The 23,683-nt window shown below is 38.5% G+C and carries 15 protein-coding genes and 1 pseudogene; 4 read left to right on the forward strand and 12 right to left on the reverse strand.

Going from position 1 to position 23,683, the window contains the following annotated elements; translation table 11 throughout:
• Window positions 1-2: 2 nt before the first annotated feature.
• Window positions 3-3,428, reverse strand: coding sequence for a DUF6443 domain-containing protein (locus FK004_RS06215; RefSeq protein WP_108736490.1), 3,426 nt, complete (start codon window positions 3,426-3,428; stop codon window positions 3-5).
• A gap of 125 nt (window positions 3,429-3,553) precedes the next feature.
• Between FK004_RS06215 and FK004_RS06220 the strand changes: the two are divergent.
• Window positions 3,554-4,726 (forward strand): annotated as a pseudogene (locus tag FK004_RS06220) (IS3 family transposase).
• On the opposite strand, the gene FK004_RS06225 reads toward FK004_RS06220, so the two are convergent.
• Window positions 4,667-8,212 (reverse strand): hypothetical protein, encoded by a 3,546-nt coding sequence (locus FK004_RS06225; protein WP_108736491.1) that lies wholly within the window; start codon window positions 8,210-8,212, stop codon window positions 4,667-4,669. The pseudogene FK004_RS06220 and the gene FK004_RS06225 overlap by 60 nt on opposite strands.
• Before the next feature lie 15 nt (window positions 8,213-8,227).
• Entirely contained in the window at window positions 8,228-9,874 is a 1,647-nt protein-coding gene (locus FK004_RS06230; protein WP_108736492.1) for a T9SS type A sorting domain-containing protein, read from the reverse strand.
• 411 nt (window positions 9,875-10,285) lie between these two features.
• On the opposite strand from FK004_RS06230, the gene istA reads away from it, so the two are divergent.
• Window positions 10,286-11,833, forward strand: coding sequence for an IS21 family transposase (gene istA / locus FK004_RS06235; RefSeq protein WP_108735486.1), 1,548 nt, complete (start codon window positions 10,286-10,288; stop codon window positions 11,831-11,833).
• A gap of 16 nt (window positions 11,834-11,849) precedes the next feature.
• Window positions 11,850-12,587, forward strand: a complete 738-nt coding sequence (gene istB, locus FK004_RS06240; protein WP_056251131.1) for an IS21-like element helper ATPase IstB — start codon at window positions 11,850-11,852, stop codon at window positions 12,585-12,587.
• A 681-nt stretch (window positions 12,588-13,268) separates the two neighbouring features.
• Here istB and FK004_RS06245 read toward each other — a convergent pair.
• A complete protein-coding gene (locus FK004_RS06245) occupies window positions 13,269-13,802 on the reverse strand; it encodes an HD domain-containing protein (RefSeq protein WP_108736493.1) in 534 nt (177 codons plus the stop codon).
• A gap of 664 nt (window positions 13,803-14,466) precedes the next feature.
• Between FK004_RS06245 and FK004_RS06250 the strand changes: the two genes are divergently transcribed.
• Window positions 14,467-15,219 (forward strand): SDR family NAD(P)-dependent oxidoreductase, encoded by a 753-nt coding sequence (locus FK004_RS06250; RefSeq protein ID WP_108736494.1) that lies wholly within the window; start codon window positions 14,467-14,469, stop codon window positions 15,217-15,219.
• Between the two features lie 109 nt (window positions 15,220-15,328).
• Here FK004_RS06250 and FK004_RS06255 read toward each other — a convergent pair whose 3' ends face one another.
• From FK004_RS06255 to FK004_RS06290, 8 genes are all read right to left on the reverse strand, one after another.
• Window positions 15,329-16,705 (reverse strand): NADH-quinone oxidoreductase subunit N, encoded by a 1,377-nt coding sequence (locus FK004_RS06255; RefSeq protein WP_108736495.1) that lies wholly within the window; start codon window positions 16,703-16,705, stop codon window positions 15,329-15,331.
• A gap of 12 nt (window positions 16,706-16,717) precedes the next feature.
• Complete coding sequence (locus FK004_RS06260) at window positions 16,718-18,157, reverse strand: complex I subunit 4 family protein (protein ID WP_108736496.1); 1,440 nt, start codon at window positions 18,155-18,157, stop codon at window positions 16,718-16,720.
• 12 nt (window positions 18,158-18,169) lie between these two features.
• Window positions 18,170-20,050, reverse strand: coding sequence for an NADH-quinone oxidoreductase subunit L (gene nuoL / locus FK004_RS06265; RefSeq protein WP_108736497.1), 1,881 nt, complete (start codon window positions 20,048-20,050; stop codon window positions 18,170-18,172).
• 6 nt (window positions 20,051-20,056) lie between these two features.
• The gene (gene nuoK, locus FK004_RS06270) at window positions 20,057-20,377 is read right to left on the reverse strand and encodes an NADH-quinone oxidoreductase subunit NuoK (protein ID WP_108736498.1); all 321 of its coding nucleotides are present in this window, start codon (window positions 20,375-20,377) and stop codon (window positions 20,057-20,059) included.
• Between the two features lie 2 nt (window positions 20,378-20,379).
• Window positions 20,380-20,895, reverse strand: a complete 516-nt coding sequence (locus FK004_RS06275; protein ID WP_108736499.1) for an NADH-quinone oxidoreductase subunit J family protein — start codon at window positions 20,893-20,895, stop codon at window positions 20,380-20,382.
• A 1-nt stretch (window position 20,896) separates the two neighbouring features.
• Window positions 20,897-21,442 (reverse strand): NuoI/complex I 23 kDa subunit family protein, encoded by a 546-nt coding sequence (locus tag FK004_RS06280; RefSeq protein WP_108736500.1) that lies wholly within the window; start codon window positions 21,440-21,442, stop codon window positions 20,897-20,899.
• 145 nt (window positions 21,443-21,587) lie between these two features.
• On the reverse strand, window positions 21,588-22,625 hold the full coding sequence (gene nuoH, locus FK004_RS06285; protein ID WP_108736501.1) for an NADH-quinone oxidoreductase subunit NuoH: 1,038 nt from the start codon (window positions 22,623-22,625) through the stop codon (window positions 21,588-21,590).
• Window positions 22,626-22,628: 3 nt separating this feature from the next.
• The gene (locus tag FK004_RS06290; RefSeq protein WP_108736502.1) at window positions 22,629-23,672 is read right to left on the reverse strand and encodes an NADH-quinone oxidoreductase subunit G; all 1,044 of its coding nucleotides are present in this window, start codon (window positions 23,670-23,672) and stop codon (window positions 22,629-22,631) included.
• Between the last annotated feature and the right edge of the window lie 11 nt (window positions 23,673-23,683).

Consider the following 23,683-nt stretch of genomic DNA (forward strand, 5'->3'; position numbering starts at 1 on the left):
AACTATCTATTTTTAGTTCCTTTTTGATAATCTTTTTGCCATCCTATATAAACTTCCTGAATAGGAATTCCTTGCTCCCCAGCGTTAATTGCCGCTTTGCGTAATGCCTTTCCTTCTTTTGAGGACATGTTTAAAGAAGAAGAAGGTAATCCCTGATACGCCTTTGGAGTCATTCTACTTCCAAAATTTATTACATTAGCATCAGTGTAATCTGCTTTTTTTCCTTGACCAAATTGTGAAGGACCTAAAAAAAGATTTTGCTGCCTGTTATACCCCTCCGTTTCATCAGTAATATCAATTAGAGCAGAACTTCCATTTCTATTATATGAAATCTTTCCTTCCTCAAATTGATGTGCATGCTTAAGTTCATGCCCAATAACTGAAAATGATGCAGATTTTCCCATTTGTACAGTAACTTGATCAGTACTAAAATCATAAGACACAGAACCAGAATCACTATTGTTACCATTATCTGTGGAAACGTTATACACTTGTTTTGAGTTTTCAAGGTCACTGATCTCACCTAAAACTGATTTATAAAACGCTATAAATTTGTTACCTGCCTCAGCATCTAATCCTCCACTTTTTATTAATTGCTGGAAGGTTTTAATATCATCCTGTAAAGTACGTTTTTGCTTACTAACTATTCCATTATTATCCATAATTATCATCCCATCTGGATCAAGATAATAAACCGGATTATTAGCTGCATAAATATAGGGTGAAAAACTATAATATTGTTCAGCCAAAGGATCAACATTCATCCACCTGCCTATCGTTGGATCATAGTTTCTTGCTCCGTAATCATATACATTCATTCCCTTTTCATTCTGAAATTCTTTTCCATTATATTTATATTGATTTGAAGCATCATTAATAATACTTTGAAAGGTTACCTGATCATTTTCAAATACAAATTCCATAACGTCATTATTGTATCCTGAATGTTTTAAACCAAAAGGATAATAATTATTTTCCTCAAGAACTTTAGTAAGACCATCCTGGGGATCGCTCGTATATGAAACTCTTATATTCCCTAAATGATCAGTGTAATTATAGACATAATTATATTTACTTCGGGTATGCTTTACGTAACCTTCCTCGGTAGGAAAGAATTGTAGCTCTCCATCTTTATATTGAAATCCATCCACATAGTCAGTAACTGTCTCTATCGAATCATCAAAAACTTTTTTGCTTAACTTTTTTCCCAATCCATCGTAAATATATTCAATTTTTCGATTTGACGATTTAAAATAAATAGTAAGTGGAAGATTAAAATGATTATAAATGATCTTTGTAATATCTTTATTCTGATCCGATTTTAAATTACCGAAGTTATCGTATTCATAATCATCATCGATCATATTGTCACTATCACTAAAGCCTTGTGGGTGTTCGGAGTAATCAGTTACTTTCATCAATTGATTTACTTTCTCCACATCATACGAATATGCCAATTCGTCTATCATGATTGGAAAGTTGACTCCATCGTAATCAGCAGCACCATATCGCTTCAATTTAAGTATATTACCATTTTTATCATATTCCAAGCTTTCATTATAAGAACCAGTAGACAAGGTAGGGGTACTACCTTTTAGGTAATAGGAATTATTTAACCTACTCATTGCATCATAATGATAAATATAGCCACGATCAATATTGTCAGCACCAGTCCTCCAAAAAGTTTCTGCAATGTTTCCATTATATAGCTTTACACTCCCCAATGATTCCTGATTTATTTTATTATAATTTATTTTAAATGAGAATAGATCAGGTGGATATGTAATTCTATCTCCGATCCGTTCATTGATATCCGTAAGCCAACCTCTTATATTATACTTGTAATCAACATTTTGCAACGGATTATCTACACTACCCCCGACGCTTTTTCGCTGTAAATCTCCTAAATCGAAATAACTTCTTTCTGATAAAACTTCAATAGGATGAGTACCTATTTGGTGGGTATGCTGTAAAAGACGATCTTCAGGAGTGTATAAAAATGTTTCTTTAACCAAAACTTCCTGAGTATTTTCCCTGAGGTGATGTACTTCCTTTTTTAAGATCTTCCCGATAAAATCATATTGGTAATCGGTATTGGTAAAACTATTACCTAAATACTGATTTGAATTGAAAACTCGTATAGCCCTTGATTTTGAATCATATATAGTATAATTATAAATAAAATTACTACCTCCCTCATTTACTATTGCTCTAACACGTGATCCGGTAAGCAATCCGTTGGTATTTACTAAAACAGGTTGGAACAATACCATGTCTGGTAACTGTGTAAACCATGAAAAATTATAATTGTCGTAATGATTCTCGCTTAGTAAATCTATTTCTGATAAGACAAAAGGATTAATATTAACGTCTATCCTTCCCTGTGCAGTATTACGAGATTCAAAAGTCACTTTATTTTTAATCCAGCCTGTAGCGATGACACGCCCTAAAATATCGTACTGAGTTACTGCCCAACCATACTCACCAGTACCATACGGTGACAAGGAAGGTCCTTGCGCCACTGGTCTGTCCGCTTTATCGTAAACAATTAATTGCCAATCGTTACCAGGCATTTTTTTGGCTGCTAATCTATTTTTTTTATCATACAAATATTGAAAACAGACTCCATCCAACGTACCAGTGTCTGCAAGTGGAGGAAGAACAAAAGTCAGATTACCATATATATCATAAACATAATGTGAATTATGTGGCTCGCCTTGATCATAAGTCCGCTTAAGTATTAGTTTACCGTCTTTATCTTTAAATTCTTCCACCGTATGATCATTACCTGATTCCCAATTTTCATCCTTTATAATCAGTTTGAACAAACTTCCGGCAGAATAATTCGAATTAAGGGCTAATATTGCACGATACAAACCTTCACTTTCATTCCATAAAGTAGTTGCTGTATGCATAGAGACTTCATCTTGACTGTTGGTGGAGTTCACATACTTAATAGTATGATCGGTATCATTTGTTTGATTTACTTGCCAGTCGTCTCCTGGAAACCCTTTCTTCAAAACACGGTTGAGTGGCGAATTTTCGTATTTATTTTCGCCATATGGAAATTCACCGGCATAAGGTTCGTAATTTAAGGTCTCTCCAAGTGCGTTTGCAACATAGGATTGATCTGTCATATTTCCAGGATAAGGTAAATAATCCTTTGTCTGTCGTCCAAAAGCATCATATTCAATATGTGTAATGATATCCTGACCCGAAGCTGATTGCTTTCCAGCGATTTGTTGAATGGGCCTAGCAAGTCCGTCATAATAGACAACATTAACTTTTACCTGAGTACTTGGCGCATTTGATGGTAATGGAGTTGGAGTTGCAACTTTATAGGTTGAACTTTTTATATAGTTTTGATCGGTACTCTGGGCAAAAGCCAAAACAGGTACTAGAAAAAATAATAGTGTTATTTTTTTCATGATATTTAAAATTTATCTATAATGGTAATCATAGGTCTTTAAAATATAGCCTTTGTCATCTTTGATATGTGGACATGCTAACTTAGCCTGCATTGAAAGTTAAGAAATAATCTTAATTTTAATCTATGAAACAAGTCCGCAAAATTTACGACAAGGCTTTTAAGGAAAAAGCCGTTGAATTGAGTTATGATAGAACAAATGTATCAGAACTTGCCAGGGAGTTAGGAATAACAGCCCCCAGCTTTATAAATGGCGTAAAGAACTCCAGGAATTTGGAGAAGGAAGTTTTCCTGGAAAAGGAAATTTAAAACTAACTCCCGAGCAAGAAAAAATCCATGAACTGGAGAAAAAACTCAAAGATGCAGAGTTAGAACGTGACATATTAAAAAAAGCAATCGGCATTTTTTCCAAGAACGGTCGATGATTTATAGTTTCATTAAAAACAATGAACAGCTATTCCCGATTGAAAAAATGTGCAGAGTTCTACAAGTAAGCAATGGAAGTTATTACCGATGGAAAAAACAAATAAATACTGCAAGACAGCAACTAAAAAGCGCCATAAAAAAACAGATAGCATTGATTTATTTTCAAACCAAGCAACGATACGGGAGTCCTAGAATAACATTAGAACTTCGAAGCATTGGTTATAAAATTTCAAGAGTTACAGTTGCAAAGTATATGAAAGAACTTGGCTTGCGAAGTAAATTAAGCAAGAAGTTTAAAGTAACAACCAACTCTAGTCACAATTATTTAGTTGTCGAAAATGTATTAAACAGAGAGTTTACTGTAAAAATGCCATCAAAGGTTTGGGTTTCAGATATTACATACATCCAAACTAAAGAGGGATTTGTATACCTGACCACTATTATGGATTTATACGACAGAAAAATTATAGGCTGGAGTTTGAGCAACGCAATGAGCACTGAGCAAACGACACTTGGAGCTTGGAAAATGGCAATTAAAAACCGAGATCTTAAAATGGTTTGATTTTTCATTCCGACAGAGGTGTCCAATATGCCAGTAAAAAGTTTGTAAATGTTCTTGATTCCTATAAAAAAATAACTCGCAGTATGAGCCGTAAAGGAAATTGCTGGGATAATGCTGTAGCCGAAAGTTTCTTCAAATCTTTGAAAACGGAATTGATTTATGGCAACAAACTCATTTCTAAAGAACAAATGAAACTGGAAATCTTTGAATACATTGAAATTTGGTACAACAGAAAAAGAAGGCATTCTGCTTTAAATTATGCAACTATTGAAGAATTCAACAATCAAATTAATTACAAAAATGTAGCTTAACTTACTGTGCAATTTTTGTTTGCATATCCAATGTTGTAATCTCAGTTGATCATCATATTGATAATATGAAGTTGATCCCTTGACATCTGTAACACTTTTAACACCTATTAAAGGGTCATAGGTGAAGGTTATTATTTTCTTATTAGGAAAATTGCTTCGTAAGACATTGAGTTTTGTGCGCAACAGATTTTCTGTTGCGTCAGTATAATCCCCATTAGAAGAAGTTCTTACTTCACCGGAATAGGTATCTATAAGTGAATAATCCAAATCATCTACTTTGGCTATAGGATACTGAAGATTATAGCCCCAGATATAACAGGTCTGCAAACCTGCATGGTCAGTAGTATAAAGAGGGTTTCCAAGTCGGTCATAAATATGATAAGTAATTTTATCCTCCAAAACGTTATTTCCTTTAGCCGTTTTATACTTTCTTAGCGAATAAATATCCGGCCTGGTAAAACCATTATTAGAACCCAAGCGATAAAAATATTCATATTCCTCAGTAGCAGTAATCTCACCGTTTACTTTTAATTCTTTTTTAATTACAGGTGCCAAAACATTATTTGTTGCCATTTGCATTGCAATAGGATACAAGGTTGCATTAGTAATGTCTTTGGGGTACATAGCTCGGCTTTCTCTGATATCATTGTTACTTAGTAACTCCCTGGTATAAGTGACTTGATTGAAGCTATTATATTCATAATTTACTCTACTGATTATAGAATCATTAGCGAAATATTTGATATTCGTACTATTCTTTAATGATGTATGGCTTGCTATAATAGGATAAACCCCAACGTGGTACTTACTTTTTAAACTAACCGCTAAGGGATATGAAGTCAAAGCATACTGCATATAAAACGTTTGCTTCATCCCATAAAAACATCGCAGCTTTGTATATTCATAAAGGTTAGAAGTTCTTTCCTGCAATACATTACTCTTATCATAAATTTCCTGTTTTACCACTAAACCATTATTATATGTATTCCTTAAGGATGGAAGATTAAGTCCTACAGCATATCCTACATGAGCCCCCTGAAAAGGATTATTCGTATAATAATCTGTAGTCTTACCATTATTGGGAAGGTTGGTCGATGGAATAGTATTACTTATATATTCGTCTACTTTATCATAGCCTACATAGCGTCCCTCAGCATTGACTGCAGAAGTCACAAAACTATTCGAATTGAGCACTTTCTTTTGTCCTTCCGAGTAATATAAAGTACCATCAGAACCTCCAGGACCTAGCCATCTGTATCTGATTAACGCGCTGTTGAAAAATATTAGGGGATTCATCATTTTACCCCCAGCGTAACTGTAATTTTTCTTTAAAGCTACTGTACCCGAAGAGGAATAGCTTATAATTTCTTTTACCCGCAATCCTGCGCCATATGCTATATTATCTAAAGCTCTATAATCCCTATACGATAAAGCTAAATGAGCCTGACTTGAATTTACTGTACCATTATAGGTTCCACAACCGCCATGAGCTGTAAATAAAACCACGCCGTCTCCAATATTGTAAGAAAGATTTGGGTATTGATTTTCTTCAGGATCATTATAATTTTGCTGAATGTATTGAACATCTTCAATATACTGATTGTATACTGCTGGATTGGTAAAAATTCCTAGAGTATGCATCGCATACAGAAGTCCATAAGGATTATTTTCTATCAATGGAATTAATGACTGTTTAAATCGTTCAATCTTTATATAATTATCACTATAAGCATTTGGATTAGTTGCTGTACATCCTCTGGTACTTAACATAGCGGCACCATAAAATCGGGTCGTCCCCCCTTTAGTGATTATTGCTTTTTGGCTTGGAAGCCCATTTAATGCACGACTGTTAATTGAAAAAGTATATTCTGTACCCTGATCAAATGTTGGGACTTGATAGTTTTCAAAAGTATTAAGTTCGTAATCAAAAGTTGAATACCCGCCAGTAGGGTATGTCATTTTCGTAAGAATTCCTGCTTTAGCATACTGAAGCCGGCTTGATTTCTTATTATTTTCATAAGCTCCAAATTGAAAATTATTCTTTTCAATATTAAAGGCATAAATATTTACGAAAGGCCCCTGGTTGGTTAGGAAACCATTGTAATATCCCCAAAAATCAGTTGCGTAGGATGTCTTTTTAGGTAAAAGTTCTGTATTATATTCAAAATAATAAGGCTTGGAGCCCAATTCAACTACCGAGTTCAGTCTAAGCCTATAAGTCAATTCCTGCGCAGTTTTCGTTACAAATTCAGGAAATAAAGCAGAATCATTATTAGTACCATTTGTATGTCCTATAAAATAATCATAAGAGAAATTAAATGTTTTTATAGTTCTGAATTCCGAAGCAGAAGAAGGTATTTTTAATTCAATTTTATCTAATTTTTTAGCTCCCTGAATGTCAATTCTATCTGATACTGTAAAAGTAATATATCCATTATTAAAAATAATTTTACTTAAATACGAATAGGGTTGTTGTGTAAAATTATATGACGTAATGTTGTCACTCATGTTATTTGGGAATGCCTGGCTATATTCAGATACATACCTTACAATAGATTTCGAAACATTAGGATAGTTTTTTATAGGGTTTGTAATGGTGTATTCAAAATTTACTTCATCACCTTGATTTGTTATCACTGTAACTAATTGGTAGGATCGTGAACTTGCTGTACCTACAGTATTTATAGGAGATGCCTGATTGGGTGTAAATTCGTTTTGTGTAAATTCACTATTAACTATAGTCTCTTCTTTTAAATGAAAAGTAAATTTATGCCCTTCGGCTACCATTATACTAAAATACAAAGGCTTAGTACCCGGACTTGAATTCTCTGCTTCGATCCTTATTTTATTATCCGTCAGACAAACATATTTCCCATTTTGCCAATCCAGGATAAATTCCCCGGAATAACCAAACATATTAAATTTAAACAAGTCAGGCTCGTAATCCCTGGTGCCTCTGGTAAAAGTCTCAGGTATATTATAAGAACCTACTGCACTAGGATCAGAGATATAACGTTCATCATTATCTATTTCAAACATTTCACAATTGTTTACAACAGTTGCCCCAGGGGCATAACAGGTTTGCACTTGGCATTGAATATCAATAATCTGTGCTAAATTGGGTAATGTCCGATTATAAAATGTGGTATTAAAATCATCAAAACCTCTTACCATCTGAATTATTGCTCCTCCACCTGATAGTGACCACCCTAAGCCGGTCCACCCTGCTTCTTCAGTAACCATAAAACCATTGGAATTATAGCCTAAATTTATTGGCAAATCCAACCCTTTTGCATTTATAGTATAAATTGGGATATTTATCTGTGGAATACCAGTATACTTTCCTACTGGTATTTGATCTTGCTTCAAAAATTCAAATGACTTCGGACTGGGCGGAAGGTAACTTTGTACCTTATTATTCTCATTTATTTGAGAAAAAATATTTGTAAAAATAAAAAGCGTAAAAAATAAAAATCTTAGTTTCATGTCCAATACTGTTTTCTAATGTTTTTCAATTCCCTTTACCACCTTCACGGAATCTTCCTGTACATCGGTTTTGATTTGTACGATATAAATGCCTTCCGGATAGGTGCTTAAATCTACCGGAACGGTTCGGTTTTCAATAGCGAAGCTTTGTAGTAAACGCCCGCCTAAATCATAGACAAAAGCATTTCCGGTGTTGTATTCATAGCCTACAATCACGTTGGTAAACTGCTGCGCCGGATTCGGAACGGCCTGTATGTTCAGGCGGTTGTCTTTGGGCTTGTCTTTGTCTAAGAGTTTTACCACCCAAAAGTCATTTTTCCCGATAGCTGTATTCCGGTCCCGGGAATTGCCTTTGTTGTAGGCGGTTACTGAGGCTGGATTGGGTGTGGAAGTACCGGCTAAGATATAGCCACCATCCCGGGTTTCGACCAATTTCTTCAACAGGTCTTCCCCATTACTGCCTACCGTTTTACTCCATAACTCGTCTCCGGTAGCGGAGAGTTTCAGGGCGATATAATCGTTAATGCCTTCTTTGTCTTTCTTTTTGCTGCCCGGTACATTGCTGCTTTTGGAGTAGCCACCGACCATTAGCGTACGGTCTTTGTTTTCGGTAAGCGAAGTCAGGATATCCGTTTTGCCAAAGTCATAGGTACGGCTCCATAACGGTTGGCCGTATTCATCAAGTTTGATCAGCCAGAAATCGGTGTCGCGGGTACTGCCGCCTTTGGGTAAGCGGTTGCTGTTGGAGTTCCCGGCAGCGATATAATTGCCATCCTGGGTCTGGATAATGCTGTACAAATGATCATCGCCTTCACCCCCTAAAGTCTGTTGCCATTCTTCTTCACCTTTGGCATCTAATTTTACAATCCAGAAATCACCATAGCCCAACACGGCTTCGGTTTTATCGCTACGACGGCCGTCTTCCAGTACGCCCGATGGGCTATTGGAATACCCGCCTAAGATATACCCACCGTCGGTGGTTTGTTGCAGGCTTTCTAAGATATCGGCATATTGCCCACCTAATGTTTTCTGCCATTCCATTGTGCCTTTGCTATCGAGCTTGATCACCCAATAGTCCAAATTTCCACGGCTGGCTTCTGATTTCCCGGTAGGGTCCTGCAGGTTCTTTTTGTCCGGGCTGCTGCTGCTGGAGCCACCGATAAAATAACCGCCATCCCGGGTTTGGATCACAGCCGTGACCCGGTCCTGACCACTGCCGCCAAAAGTTTGTTGCCACTGCTCATCACCTTTGGCATTGAGTTTTATGATCCAGTAATCTTCCTTGCCTTTTCCGTCATGGAGTTTTGCAAATCCCTTATTGGATTCGGAAGTTCCAGCTAATATAAAACCACCATCCTGCGTGGTGCGAATACTTTGCAATAAGTCAGCTCCCGAACCCCCGATGTTTTTCTGCCATTCGTCCTGCCCTTTTTCATCCATCTTCCAGAGCCAAAAGTCCAAATCGCCATTATTGTCTTCGGTTTTCTTGCCTGTTTTTTTAGATAACGAACTGCCTGCCAGTATAAAGCCATAGTCGGCAGTAGGCTGGGCATCAAACAGGTATTCGGCGTGCTGGCCGCCATAGGATTTCTCCCAAAGGATGTCCTGGGAATAGGCATGAAGGCCCAATCCCAATAGGAATAAGGTGGTAATTTTTTGCATACGAAAAAAATGATCTATTAATTTTTACAGTAGGAAGGGGAGCACAAATTTAACTTTGCATTGGCAAAAATATAAAAATTATTATAATATTAAACAATATCATTAAATATATTTTACTATTTGAAAGATTATTAATTGTATAGTAAAATAAACTTAAAGCTTCCCAGATATTTGAAAAAATAATATTAAACCCGCCTGTAGAGGGCTTAATATTATTGTAAAGTGCTAGAATGGAAAAACCGGTCAATTTGACCACCTAATTCCGGAGTAAATTGACCACCCGTTCCGGAGCAAACTGACCACCTAATTCCGGAGCAAATTGACCACCAAGTTTTGTGGTGAATTAAGTATTAAAAACTATTGATTTTTTCATGTTGTTAGAACCATACATTCGTTAAAAATTTACGGATTATGGCAAACAAAATAACAGACATGAGTAAAATTAGAAAAGTAATTAAATTCTATTGTAATGGAAAGAGTAAGTTATTTATAAGTAGCTACTTATCCCTTTCAAGAAATACGGTAAAGAAATATATTTCTTTATTTGAAGTTCTCGAATTAAGCTTTGAATTAATCGACCAAAAAACCGATGCAGAGCTGGAACTTTTATTCTCCCAGACTAGTGTAGAGGCCATTAGCCCGAGATTACAGACACTTTATGATTTTTTTCCTAAAATGGAACGTGAACTAAAAAAAGTTGGCGTTACCGTACAGCATATGTGGGAACAATATATTGCTGTAAATCCTGATGGTTATCGAACTTCACAATTTCATTATCATTACAATATATGGGGCAAACGAGTTAATCCGGTCATGCATATGAACCATAAGGCTGGTGATAAAATGTATGTTGATTATGCCGGAAAGACACTCTCAATTATTGATATAGATACTGGAGAAGTCAAAGAAGTACAATTTTTTGTAGCAATATTGGGCGCTAGCCAATACACGTATGCTGAAGCTTCCATGAGCCAGCAAAAGGAAAACTTTGTTGACTCGGTAGAAAATGCCATGCGCTTTTTTGAAGGCACTCCTGCCGCCATTGTTCCAGATAATTTAAAATCTGCCGTAATAAAAAGCAGTCGTTTTGAACCGACAATCAATGAAACCCTGGCTGATTTAGCAGAACATTACGAAACCACAATTTTACCTGCCAGAGCTTACAGGCCCAGAGACAAGTCACTAGTTGAAGGAGCTGTTAAGATATTATATCGAAGGATTTATGTAACCATAAAAGAAACTAAGTTCTTTTCTCTGGAAGAATTAAACCAGCAGATCTGGGATTTACTTGACTCTCACAATAACAGAAAACTGACAGGACGCCCTTATTCCCGCTTTGAATTATTTTTAGAAGACGAGAAAGAAAAACTGCGTCCACTCCCACAAGATCGTTTTGAAATTAAATACCAGTCTTTTGCAACAGTAATGCAAAACGGTCATGTTCAATTAAGCCAGGACAAAAACTATTACAGCGTTCCGTATCAATATGTAAAGAAGAAAGCCAAGCTGTTATATACCAAATCAACAGTAGAGATTTATTATAAATACAATCGAATAGCTGTACATCCAAGAAACTACAAACCTTATGTCTATACAACAACTCCTGAGCATTTAGCCAGTACACATCAATTTGTAGCCCAATGGAGTGCTGCCCGCTTCATTGAATGGGCTAATAATATTGATGAGTCAGTAGGAGAATATATAATGCAGATAATCGAAAGCAGAAATCATCCAGAACAGGCTTATAAAAGCTGTTTAGGAATACTGAATTTTGAAAAAAAGGTAGGCAGACAGCGATTAATAAATGCCTGCAGGCGGGCACTTGATTTTAAAATTTACAATTTTAAGACCATACAAAACATTTTAGAAAACAACTTGGATCATATTGATTTTGATCAAGAACCTGAGCAGGAACTTCCCGATCACAGTAACATAAGAGGAAAACACTATTATAACTAAATTAAATCTTGAAAAAATGAATGAATCCACAGTAACCAAAATGAAACAAATGAAGCTTTATGGCATGTTTAATGCTTTTAAAACAGCCATTGAAAGCGGGAAAACAGATCATTATACCCTTGACCAGTTTGTATCGATGATTATTGATGCAGAATGGGATGAAAGGTACAATCGTCGTATTGAACGAAGTATCACTAATGCCAAATTCCATTACAAATCAAATATTGAAAGTATCAATTTTGATGTATCACGTAACCTGGACCGAAACATGGTACTGCGTCTGGCAGAATGCGAATTTATAGAGAAAAACGAAAACATTTTAATCACTGGAAGCACCGGTGTCGGTAAAAGTTATTTAGGTACTGCATTAGGTTATCAAGCCTGTATACAGGGTTTTAAGGTAAGTTATTTTAATACCTCAAAATTGTTCGCTAGACTAAAAATGGCTAAAGCAGATGGTACTTATCTACGGGAACTTACCAAAATACAAAGACAGGATGTTATAATACTTGATGATTTTGGACTCCAGGCACTTGACAGCCATAACCGAATTACTCTTTTAGAGATCATAGAGGACAGGCATAATAACGGCTCTATAATCGTGACATCACAAATACCAGTTCAAGGCTGGTATGATATAATTGGAGAAAAAACGATAGCCGATGCAATATTAGACAGACTTATACACCAATCTCATAGGCTTGAATTACATGGAGAATCCATGAGAAAGAAAAGAGGAATAAACAAAGAGTGATATTTTATTATATTTGAATACTAATTAACAGATGAAAAAATATAGTTTTTAATCAAAACGGAGGTGCTCACTTTGCACCGGAATTAGGTGGTCATTTTGAACTGGAATCAGGTGCTCACTTTAAAACGGAATGGGGTGATCAATATAACCGGAATTTGCACCTTTCGGCCACGGAGCCAGTTATAAATGCCATTATGATTATGGCTGTAAATCCAATTTTTTTCATGTTAAAAACTTTATATGATTATTTAGTTTTGTCGACCGCTCCAAATATATTTATAATAGCCAATACGTGTTTGTTTATTAACAAATGGACTGTATTTATGTAAAATTCTATATTTTGTTCTATTTTAATGCTATATTAATGGAGTGTTGATATTTTTTCGAACAAAAAATATCACTATACGGTTTTTTGTAGTCAGTAATTTGTGAGTTGAGTACTGATAAATTTATAGTTTTTTAGATTTTATGGCACTAAAAAGCTGCTAAATGTTACAAATAAAAGAATTCGTAGATTAAAACTTTAAAAAACAGGAGATTTCAGATGGGAAAATAGCATCTCTGAAGGGAAGAAATTATGAAGAGATAGTGCTATGCAATACTCCCAAATACAAAAGAGGTATTAGGGCATTTCGAAATAAATTCGATCTTGGACTAAAAAACTAAAACGATAAGCATTTGTTACAAATACTGGCTATACGCTTTAATCTTTTCTGCCAGGCGGTGTTCCAGAAACGTATTCCCACCCGACAGTTGGGCTAAGATTACTTTAGCCTGTTCCTGATAGTCGGCTTTTTTGGCAGTATCCCAATGCGCAGGTGGTTGCTGTAGATTCGTAATCCGGTCGGCCAATTTTACGGCCCATACTTCCGGTACCGATTCCCGGATCCGGTTCAGGCTATCCATCATGCGTGCCTCCTTGGGCAATGCACTGTTTTTAGTCAGCGCCAATACTCCTGAAGCTACCGTGGTTCCAAACTCCTCTTCCAGCTCATAGTAGGTCGTATCGGTATCTTCAATCGTATCATGAAGTAAGGCCAGCTGCAAGGCCAGTGTCAGGTTAAAATCGGAATGATGTTGTGCGGCCACCAGGATCTCCATGGCGACATTGCTCAGGTGGACCACATAAGGAATGGAAGACGAAGGTAACGTTTGTCCCAAATGTTTGATGCTGGCAAATCTAAGTGTATCCTGATAAATGGTTTGAACGGTCATAGGGATGTATTTGAGTTGTGCAATGTAGTTTTGTAAAAATACGACCGAAACCCAAAAGAAGCCATATCCGTTAGGGAATATTTATCAAAGGACACACTTCAGGCAAGACGTTTGTGATTCGAAGCAGCTGTAATGGCATCACAATAGGATAGTAATTGTAGTTACGGTATACAGTTGTATGCCAACGGAACGGAAGCCTATCCCCATCGATAGTAAGTCCTATGCTATCGACAACAATACTCATCGTTTCGAAAGAAAACCTTATCCTATCAAAAGTGTAGCTTATAGTATCGGAAGTTGGCCTGATCCTTTCGAAGTTTAATCCTACGTTATCGAAAGTTGATCCTATTCTTTCGATACTAATTCTTATCCTTTCGACATAGTATCAGATGCTATCGAGTCTAAATCTTATCCTATCGTATTCAAAGCTTACATTACCAATAAAATATCGGATGGTATCGAAATCAAATCGTATAACATCGATAAAGAATAATACGTTATCGAAGCTCCTCCGGCTAGGATAGCAAAGGAATTCCGGAAGTATGTTATAGTACGGGTTGCTATTGCATGAAATCCCACGTTAATAGTATATTAAACCGCGGATAAAGATTTTTCGTCCGGTGGATAAGCCGTAAATTAGAGGGATAACTTTAAATATTTACCAATGTCATTATTAAAAGATAAAGTGGCCGTAGTATCCGGAGCAGGTTCCGGAATTGGCCGCGCTGTTGCGGAAGCTTATGCCCGCGAAGGAGCTAAAGTCGTTATTGCTGATATTAATGTAGAACATGGAGAAGCTACTGTAAAGGCAATCAAAGAAAATGGGGGCGATGCTTTTTTTGTGAAAGCCGATTCCTCCAAAGCCGAAGAAAACCAGAAATTAGTACAGGCAGTAGTAGCCCAATATGGAAGACTGGATATCGCCTGTAATAATGCTGGAATGGGGGGTCCTGCAAAACCGACTGGAGAATATGACCCCGCCGACTGGGACAGGGTAATTGCCCTCAACCTGAGCGGCGTTTTTTATGCCTGTAGGTACCAACTGGAACAAATGGTTAAAAATGGTGGCGGAAGCATTGTCAATATTGCGTCTATCCACGGCGAGGTTGCAGCACCAAATAGTCCTGCATACACTGCTTCCAAACATGGTGTGGTGGGATTGACCAAAAATATAGCCGTAGAATACGGTCAGAAGAATATTCGTTGTAATGCGGTAGGGCCGGGTTATATTGAAACCCCGCTATTGTCCGACCACATGGATAAAAATACCATCGCTGCAATTGCGGCAAAATGTGCGATGAACCGTCTTGGAACACCACAGGAAGTAGCCGAGTTGGTTGTATTCCTTAGTTCAGACAAATCCTCATTCACCACAGGCAGCTATATCATTGCCGACGGTGGGTATACCGCAGTATAAAAATATTAAATAGACATACTGGAAAATAGTCCTAAAAAAACAGGCACTAAGCAAGTTGATCGGAGATCGTTGCTTAGTGCCTGTTATAGTATCAGGAACGGCCGAACCGTTATTGTATCAGGTGCAAAACCATATCTGGACATAATCCTAAAGCGATGTTCAGGAGGATGGCAACAACCGCTACCGCAGTATAAACATAGGAAGTAGGATGTTGTGTTTTTTCTGTAGCAGGTTTGGTATACATGGCAAGTATCACTTTAAAGTAATACCCCACACTAATAATGGAATTGATAACCGCAATGATCACCAAGGCTACAAATCCAGAATTCAAGACCTGGTTGAACAGGAAGAATTTACCAAAGAATCCGGAGAATATCGGAATCCCGGCCATAGACAGTAAGCCACCCGTAAGTACCGCTGCCAATAAAGGATTTGTTTTACCCAATCCATTAAAGTTAAAGATATCTTCGTCTTCCTTGTCTTTGCACACATACAGGATCACTGCAAACGAAGCGATACCAGCGAGTGCATAGGCTGAGGTATAATATAATAAAGTACCGCCAGCTGTAGTGATGCTCAATAAGGTCATCAGCATGAATCCGGCATGTGAGATTCCGGAGAATGCCAACATACGTTTTACATTATTCTGTTTCAAAGCCATGATATTACCTACGGTCATAGACAGTATGGAAATAACCAGGATAACATTTTGGAACGATGCCGAAACTTCAGGCATCATGGTGCTGATCAATCGGAAAAAAGCAGCCATAGCCACTACTTTAGCCAGAGTACTCATGGTTGCCGTAGTCAGTGCAGGGGAACCTTCGTAGACATCCGGAGCCCAGAAATGAAATGGGGCAGCCGCAATCTTGAAAAGCATCCCGATACTGATCAGTGTAATACCGATATGGAACCAGTCGTGTTGTGTTGTAGATAAACTCGCTGCTTTAAAAATTTCAGCGGTGTCAAAAGAAGCCGTAGCGCCATAGATCAGGGCGATACCAAAAAGGATAAATCCGGAAGCAAAAGCTCCCATCAGGAAATATTTCATTCCCGCTTCATTACTCTTTAAGCTTAATCGGTCGCTGGCAGCCAGGACATATAGGGAAATAGATAATATTTCGATACCCAGGAAGAACATCGCAAGGTTCCCAAAAGAAACCATGGCAATACCTCCGGCAAGGAGGAATAATTTTATAGCAACAAAATCAGAGATCTTTTCGATTTGTTTTTCGTGAAAATCCGGGCTCATCGCTACAAGGAAAACAGTCAGCAGAATGAAAAGGGAAGAAAAGGCTACCGAGAAGTTATCGGTAATCACCATATTGTTGTAATGTGCAGCAGGCAGATTGAATTGCGTCACCGTAAAGCCCAGAATTGCCAGTAATCCGATGATGGTTACCGGGACAATTGCCTTTCTCAAATTGAAAATTTCAGCTATAAGGCATAAAACCCCTAATCCGGTAATAGCTATTAATGTATACATTGTATGACTAAATTAAAATCTGTTTATATGAACTAAAATTTCTTCCAGGCTTGGTGTAATCAGGTCGATGATAGGTTTCGGGTACAATCCGAAAAACAACAGGAATCCGATGATTACAGTGAATACAAGGCCTTCGTTGAAAGTAACATCTGCAAATGGTTTGGCATTTTGCTCCCCAAGCATGGCATGCTGGAACATTTTCAGCATATAAAATGCTCCTAAGATAATAGTCGTTCCACCAATGATGGCATAGGTAATACTGCTTTGCGCCAGACTGTACAGCAATTCGAATTCACCAATAAAGTTGAAAGTTCCCGGTAAAGCTACAGAAGCCAATACCAAAATCAGGAACATCGAAGCGAATTTTGGCGACTGGACACGGATACCACCCATTTCGTCAATTTTCCCGGTCTGGAATCTCCTGAAGATAACTTCAGCAGCAAAGAACAACCCTACTACAACAAAACCGTGTGCGATCATTTGCAATACTGCACCACGAAATCCATCTAAAGTAAGCGTATAGGTTCCGGCGGCAATCAACCCTACGTGTGCTAAGGAAGAATAGGCCAGTAATTTTTTAAGGTCATTTTGTTTCAGGGCTACAACCGAACCATAAATTACTCCAGCAAGGCTTAAGCCTGCAAAGAAATACAGGTATTTGGTTGCTGCCAGTGGAGCAATTGGCAATTGCCATCTGATGATGCTGTACAGCGCCATTTTCAGCATGATACCGGAAAGCAGCATCGTACCCACAGCCGGAGCTTTTTGGTACACTTTTGCCTGCCAGGTGTGAAAAGGGATGATTGGAATTTTGATAGCATACGCCATAAAGAAACCAAGGAATATCCAGAATTGCGCTGTAGCCGACAAACGAAGTTCATACAAATCGGCCAACAGGAAGCTGCCTGCTTTTTGGTACAAATAAATAAAAGACACCAACATGAACAGGGAACCTGCAAAAGTGTAAATAAAGAATTTAATTACCGCTTTCTTACGGCTCTCCGCATCACCATTCCCCCATAACAGGGCAATGAAATAAATAGGGATCAGCGAAAGTTCCCAGAAGATATAATATAGGAATCCGTCAGCAGCCAGGAATGTTCCTGCCATAGCAAACGCCATGAACAAAACCAGGGCATAGAAATTTTTCGATTGTGCAAAAGTATTTCCAAAAGAGGAAAATAGAATAATCGGTGTTAAGGCAGTCGTCAGTAATACCATCGCCAGTGAAAGGCCATCTCCCTGAAGGGCGAAATAGATTTTCGGCAATGCGATCCAAGGTTTGGAAACACTGATATCCTGTCCGGCATTGTAGTGGTTTAACAGTACTACAGCAGCACCAAAAGCAGCAATACTAAAAAGCAGTGCTATTTTGGAAGCCCATTTATCCCCTGCAAAAAACGTTACCGCCGAGCCAAATAATAAAATAATTAATATATAAGATACGTCCATTATTGGTATGAATTATTGTACTAAAAATAAATAAGCGATGATGGAGCTCACTCCTAAAACAAAAACAAAAAGATAGAATCCTACACTTCCGTTTTGTATCGCTTTTCCTTGTGTTCCGATTCCATTAGTAAGCTTACCCAAGCCAAAGATAAATCCTGATAGGGCAGGCTCAACATAATTTTTCAGCAATCCGGATACTGCATAAATAGGTTTTACAATGATGGCATCGTAGATTTCATCTACATAGAACTTATTGTATAATACTTTTGAAAATCCGGTAATCTTACTGTCAGGTTCTGGAACCATACCTTTTTTAATGTAATTGACATAGGCGATCCCAATTCCGATCAAGGCACCTACAACGGCGATACCCATTAGCATATAAGCCTGGGAATCCAAATGATGGTGGAGGCGTGGGGTTACAAATAACGGAGCTAGGTAGTCATTCAGCCAGCTGTTATTTGGAAGGCTGATCATACCACCGAATAAAGCCAGTATAGCCAGAACGATTAGTGGGAATGTGATCAATGCCGGTGATTCGTGCAGGTGGTGTTTTTGTTCTTCCGTACCTCTGAATTCTTTAAAGAATGTCAGGTATAATAATCGGAACATATAGAAGGCGGTCATGATAGACGCCAAGGAAGCGATCACCCATAATACTTTGTTTTCATGGAAAGCCGTCATCAGGATCTCATCTTTAGAGAAGAAACCGGAGAATGGCGGTAAGCCGGAAATAGCGAGTGTCGAAATAAGGAACGTAATAAAAGTCACTTTCATCACTTTTTTCAGTCCACCCATGTTACGCATATCCTGCTCGTTGTGTAATGCGTGGATTACAGATCCGGAACCCAGGAACAGGCAAGCTTTAAAGAAAGCGTGTGTGATCACGTGGAATACCGCAATTTCATAGGCACCCAGACCCAAAGCCAGGAACATCAGCCCCAACTGTGACACTGTTGAGTAGGCCAGTACTTTTTTGATATCTGTTTGTACCAAAGCAATAAAAGCAGCCACCAAAGAAGTCAGTGCCCCGATTACAGCAATCAGTTGCTGCACATTTGGTGTAAGGTCAAAAAGGAAATTCAAACGGGTGATCATAAAGATACCCGCAGTTACCATTGTAGCAGCGTGAATCAACGCCGAAACCGGTGTTGGCCCTGCCATCGCATCCGGCAACCAGGTATATAAAGGAATCTGTGCACTTTTACCACAGGCACCGATGAATAAGCATAATGTTGCAGCAGCAAGCCAGTGCATATCAATAGCTGCACCAGAAATAACCGCAGCCTTAATCACGTTATAATCCAAAGAGTTGAAAAGCGAACCGATGATAAAAATTCCAATCAGGAATCCTAAATCCCCGATACGGTTCATGATAAAAGCTTTCTTGGCTGCATCATTGAATTTTTGATTCTGGTACCAGAAACCAATCAATAAGTAAGAGCACAATCCAACACCTTCCCAGCCAATGAACATGATGAGTAGGTTGCTTCCCATAACCAGGGTAATCATAAAGAAAATAAAGAGGTTCAGGTAGGCAAAGAATTTATGGAAATTGCTATCCTCATGCATATAGCTGATGGAATACATATGGATCAGGGTACCGATTCCTGTAACAAACAGCAACCATAATAAGGAAAGCTGATCCAGGAGGAACCCAAAAGTGACGTTGAAATTCACCAGTTGCATCCATTCGAACAGGTTTACCGTAATCGGTTGTTTCGTTTGGTTAAGCTGGATAAAGAAATAAAGGCTGATTACAAATGAAACTGCAATGGCCAGTGTACCCACAGCTCCGGATAAAGAGCGGTTTACTTTTTTTCCTAAAAAAACGTTGAATAAAAACCCGATGAACGGGGCTAGTACTAAGAGTAAAACTAAATTTGTCTCCATTCGGGATTATCCTTTTAATTTTTTTAAATTATCAATATCGATCGAAGCCGTGTTGCGGAATATTGCAACCAGGATGGCTAAGCCCACAGCTACTTCTGCAGCTGCTACTGCCATCGAGAAAAACACGAATACCTGGCCTGAAGCATCCTGGTGGTAGGTGGAAAAAACAACCAATAACAGGTTAACGGCATTCAGCATGATTTCAATTGACATAAACATTACGATGGCATTTCTCCGGAACAATACCCCAAAGATCCCGATACAAAAGAGTATCGCAGAAAGATACAGGTAGTTTTCAATGCCGATTTGCTGTAAAATATTTTGCATAATTAATAGATTCTTTTTTCTTTTTTAGACAATAATACCGCACCAATCATAGACACCAGCAACAATACCGAAGCAAATTCGAACGGGATCATAAAGCCATTTTTCTCATCCAGCAATACCTGACCCAACACACGGATGGATTGGTAATCCTGGCCTGAAACTTCATAACCGTTAATAATAGGTTGTGATTTCAGGAAAGCGGCCAATAGCACAAATGCCACAAGGCAGAAGGAAGCTACAGCGGCGACAATGGTCCAGGGTTTTTTATTGGGTTCATCTTCCTTGTTCAGGTTCATCAACATGATGGTGAACAATAACAGGATCATGATCGCTCCGGAATACACAATAATGTGGACAATGGCTAAAAACTGTGCATTGAACATCAGGTAATGACCGGCAATAGAAAAGAAACAGATAACGAGATAAATCGCACTGTGAATGGTATTCTTAGTTAGGATCGTCATAAAGGCGGAACCTAAAGTAAGGGCGGATAAAATATAAAATAGTGTTGTGATCATCTTAATTCGCCATTTTCATTTTAGTATTATTAATCGCTGCATCCAAAGGCATAACGAGCTTGTCTTTCCCGAAGATAAATTCACTACGGTCATAGTTCGAACGTACCATTGTTTTGGAAGTAGTCAGGTAAATTGCCTGTTTTGGGCACGCTTCTTCACACAGTCCACAGAAAATGCAACGCAGCATATTGATTTCATAAATCGAAGCATATTTCTCCTCACGGTACAGGTGCTTCTCTTCCGGTTTACGCTCTTCCGCTTTCATGGTGATCGCTTCAGCAGGGCAGGAAAGGGCACACAGTCCGCAGGCAGTACAACGCTCACGTCCTTCATCATCACGCATCAGCATGTGTTGTCCACGGTACACAGGGCTAAATTCCCGCATTTGTTCCGGGTATTTGATGGTAACTTTTCGCGTAAAAAGGTGTTTGATGGTAATAAGCAGGCCTTTACCAATCGCCACAAGATAGAGGCTTTCCCAAAAAGTCATCTTTTTGTTCGAAACCTCTTTTTTTCTTCCCGATAATGATACAGTATCTATTGACATTTTCAGTAATTTTTAATTTATAAGTGGAAGCAAAACATTGGGTTTTGGGATACACCCTGTTCCCGCTTTCCTTCCAAATCTCCCGGTACAAAACCGGAAGGATTTTCCCTCCAATCGGGGCTAATTTTTATCTTTTCGCTCTTGTTTATCGTCCGTCAAACAGCAAAATAACAATACCGGTAACGATGATATTCGCAATAGCAATCGGGATCAGGTATTTCCAGCCCAAACGCATCAATTGGTCATAACGGAATCTCGGAATCGTCCAACGCACCCACATAAAAAAGAAGATGAAGAAACAGATCTTGGCAAACAAGACTAGTATTCCAATCACATTCGCAGGATTCACACCCCAGTTTTCCACCGCCCATTGCATGCCAGGATAATTATATCCTCCGAAATACAATACCGATAGTATCGTTGACGAGATGAACATACTCGCATATTCAGCAAATAAATAGAATCCCATTCGCATGGAAGAATATTCCGTATGGTATCCACCGATCAGCTCTGCCTCACATTCTGCAAGGTCAAAAGGCGTACGGTTGGTTTCAGCAAAAGAACACACCAAAAAGATGATGAATCCGATAGGCTGGTAAAATACATTCCAGTGCATTCCGGATTGTTGTGCTGAGATTTCACGAAGGCTTAAGGTTTCGGTCATCATCAGTAAAGCGATGATTGAAAGTCCCATGGCAACTTCATATGAAATCATTTGTGAAGCAGCACGCATGGCACTCATCAGGGAGAATTTGTTATTGGAAGCCCAGCCTCCAATCATAATTCCGTATACCCCAACAGATAAAACGCCAAATACATATAAAATAGCCACATCAATGTCCGTCGCCTGTAAGATTACATCACGACCAAAAAGGTGTAATTTATCCCCCCATGGAATTACCGCACTCGTCATCAGTGCCACACTCATCGAAATGGCAGGACCGATAATGAATAGGAATTTATTTGGGGTGTTGGGTAAAAATTCTTCTTTGGAAAACAATTTAAGACCATCGGCCAAAGGTTGCAGCAACCCTCCTTTACCAGCTCTGTTCGGGCCAATACGATCCTGGAGCCAGGCGGCTACTTTTCGCTCTGCTAATGTGGAATACATCGCCATCACCATCGTAATGGCAAAAATGATGACAATGAAAATCCCTTTTTCTATAATGATTGCACTATCCATTGCTTAAACGTTTCCTTTTTTAAAAACTTCTTCTTCGTGTTGGTCCAGTGGAACCGCAGGCATACTGATCTTTTTACGATCCTGGTCACGCCCTTTTAATATATTTTTTTCAGTTTCAATAACAACTGTATCCAGTTTACTGGTATAGTTATTTTGGTTGATTACTGAATCTTTTTCAAATTTACGAGGCCCTTCAATCACCCAGTCTTTAGGATCTTTATGGTCAAAACGGCATTCGTTGCAGATGAATTCTTCTACTTCATGGTACTCGTCCTTACGTCCGGTTACCCTTTGGATTTCGTCACCAAACATCCAAACTGTAGTTTTACCGCAACATTTGTCGCAATCCCTGTGTGCATTGTATGGTTTGTTGAACCATACACGCTGTTTGAAACGGAATGTTTTATCAGTCAATGCACCAACCGGGCATACGTCAATCATATTACCGGAGAACTCATTATCGATGGCTTTGGAAATACAGGTAGAAATGTTGGAATGATCCCCACGATCCATAACTCCGTGCACACGATTGTCCGTCAATTGGTCGGCTACCATTACACAACGGTAACATAAAATACAACGGTTCATGTGAAGCTGGATATTCGGGCCGATATTTTCCGGTTCGAATGTTCTTTTTTCTTCAATATAACGGGTTTTTGATTTCCCGTGTTTAAAGCTCAGGTTCTGCAAATCACATTCTCCGGCCTGGTCACATACCGGGCAATCCAATGGGTGGTTGATCAGTAAAAATTCAGTTACCGATTTACGCGCATCTACCACACGTTCTGAAGAGATGCTATTCACTTCCATACCTTCCATAATTCCGGTTACACAGGAAGCCATTAATTTAGGCATGGGTCTTGGATCAGCTTCACTTCCTTTGGAAACTTCTACCAGGCAGGCGCGGCATTTTCCGCCGCTTCCTTTTAGTTTGGAATAGTAGCACATTGCCGGTGGAACGGATTCCCCGCCAATCATTCGTGCAGCCTGCAGGATAGTGGTTCCTGGCGCTACTTCTATACTTTGACCGTCTATTGTTACTTTCATACTACATTTTT

Source organism: Flavobacterium kingsejongi (assembly GCF_003076475.1).
Classification (GTDB): Bacteria; Bacteroidota; Bacteroidia; order Flavobacteriales; family Flavobacteriaceae; genus Flavobacterium; species Flavobacterium kingsejongi.

Excerpts from the sequence above, each read along its gene's own strand:
- FK004_RS06215 (WP_108736490.1), bottom strand. The coding sequence starts at position 3,428 with ATGAAAAAAATAACACTATTATTTTTTCTAGTACCTGTTTTGGCTTTT.
- FK004_RS06225 (WP_108736491.1), bottom strand. The coding sequence starts at position 8,212 with ATGAAACTAAGATTTTTATTTTTTACGCTTTTTATTTTTACAAATATT.
- FK004_RS06230 (WP_108736492.1), bottom strand. The coding sequence starts at position 9,874 with ATGCAAAAAATTACCACCTTATTCCTATTGGGATTGGGCCTTCATGCC.
- istA (WP_108735486.1), top strand. The coding sequence starts at position 10,286 with ATGGCAAACAAAATAACAGACATGAGTAAAATTAGAAAAGTAATTAAA.
- istB (WP_056251131.1), top strand. The coding sequence starts at position 11,850 with ATGAATGAATCCACAGTAACCAAAATGAAACAAATGAAGCTTTATGGC.
- FK004_RS06245 (WP_108736493.1), bottom strand. The coding sequence starts at position 13,802 with ATGACCGTTCAAACCATTTATCAGGATACACTTAGATTTGCCAGCATC.
- FK004_RS06250 (WP_108736494.1), top strand. The coding sequence starts at position 14,467 with ATGTCATTATTAAAAGATAAAGTGGCCGTAGTATCCGGAGCAGGTTCC.
- FK004_RS06255 (WP_108736495.1), bottom strand. The coding sequence starts at position 16,705 with ATGTATACATTAATAGCTATTACCGGATTAGGGGTTTTATGCCTTATA.
- FK004_RS06260 (WP_108736496.1), bottom strand. The coding sequence starts at position 18,157 with ATGGACGTATCTTATATATTAATTATTTTATTATTTGGCTCGGCGGTA.
- nuoL (WP_108736497.1), bottom strand. The coding sequence starts at position 20,050 with ATGGAGACAAATTTAGTTTTACTCTTAGTACTAGCCCCGTTCATCGGG.
- nuoK (WP_108736498.1), bottom strand. The coding sequence starts at position 20,377 with ATGCAAAATATTTTACAGCAAATCGGCATTGAAAACTACCTGTATCTT.
- FK004_RS06275 (WP_108736499.1), bottom strand. The coding sequence starts at position 20,895 with ATGATCACAACACTATTTTATATTTTATCCGCCCTTACTTTAGGTTCC.
- FK004_RS06280 (WP_108736500.1), bottom strand. The coding sequence starts at position 21,442 with ATGTCAATAGATACTGTATCATTATCGGGAAGAAAAAAAGAGGTTTCG.
- nuoH (WP_108736501.1), bottom strand. The coding sequence starts at position 22,625 with ATGGATAGTGCAATCATTATAGAAAAAGGGATTTTCATTGTCATCATT.
- FK004_RS06290 (WP_108736502.1), bottom strand. The coding sequence starts at position 23,672 with ATGAAAGTAACAATAGACGGTCAAAGTATAGAAGTAGCGCCAGGAACC.